At 38.1% G+C, this 962-nt stretch carries 1 protein-coding gene and 2 pseudogenes; 2 read left to right on the forward strand and 1 reads right to left on the reverse strand.

The features are described from left to right. Positions 1-25 precede the first annotated feature (25 nt). Positions 26-169 (forward strand): annotated as a pseudogene (locus RHOW815_RS08265) (DUF4277 domain-containing protein); the annotation flags it as partial. A gap of 142 nt (positions 170-311) precedes the next feature. Beyond that, positions 312-402 (forward strand): annotated as a pseudogene (locus tag RHOW815_RS09530) (transposase); the annotation flags it as partial. A 191-nt stretch (positions 403-593) separates the two neighbouring features. Here the strand turns inward: RHOW815_RS09530 and RHOW815_RS08275 are convergent. Continuing rightward, positions 594-773, reverse strand: coding sequence for a hypothetical protein (locus RHOW815_RS08275; RefSeq protein ID WP_215217802.1), 180 nt, complete (start codon positions 771-773; stop codon positions 594-596). Positions 774-962: the final 189 nt, after the last annotated feature.

A 962-nucleotide genomic window follows, 5' to 3' on the forward strand; every position in this document is an offset into this window, starting at 1 on the left:
AGAAGGAGAAATTCAAACGACAGTAATGGATCATCATGGCTTAGTGGCTGCCATTTGTCAGGACTTAAAAATTGCTGAAAGGATTGACAATCGTCTGCCTTCAGGTGCTCAAAGGAAAGTTAGTCCAGGAATAGCAGCGGTGGCTATGATCATCCATGGTCTGGGCTTTACGAAAAGATAGTACCGATCATGAGCTAGGCTGTGCTCTCGATAATATTGCAGAGTATGGTGCAAGCAAATTATTTTCTGAAGCTGCTTACTATAGGTCAAAAATCGTTGCAAATTACCTAAAAACATCTAGAGTAGAAATCAAATTCTTGCCTCCTTATTCTCCCGATCTCAATCTGATTGAACGCCTTTGGCGATTCATAAATAAAAAAGTCCGCAATAATCGATATTATGAAAAATTCTTAGATTTTAAGAAGGCGATTTGTGCTTTTTTTGAAAATATTCCTAAATATCGGGAAGAACTGCAGCCTCTTTTATCTAAGAAATTTTACTTAGTTAAATCTTAATTTAAAGATAAACGAGTATAACCCCTTCTTTATGTGCAATTATGGCATGTTTATTGGTTTATGGAGCCTAAGCGTCCTCTACTCTCGATAATAAGCTTGCTCCGAAAAAACCAGTAAGCATTGCTGCATAATCCCTCCATATGAAGAGTTAAATCTTGCTATTCTGTATCCATTTCCTGCTTCGATCCAAGGTATGTCTTCTGATGGCTTTTCCACCATTCTTTTTACTTCAGTAATTGTCTCAGGAACTCGTGTCACCCACAAATAGTCATTATTTTTCAGTAGCCTCTCCTTCTTGTACAGAGCCGAATCTGCTATCCACCTGGAGGGCTTATCTAGATCTATTTAAGAACGAAAATTCTCTACGTTTTTGATGGTTTCGTGGAAAGACACTTTGTCAGAGCTATTCCCATCTAAAGGATCCATCCACAAAGGAATAGAACTCGG

The organism is Candidatus Rhabdochlamydia sp. W815, from assembly GCF_018642185.1.
Lineage (GTDB): Bacteria > Chlamydiota > Chlamydiia > Chlamydiales > Rhabdochlamydiaceae > Rhabdochlamydia > Rhabdochlamydia oedothoracis.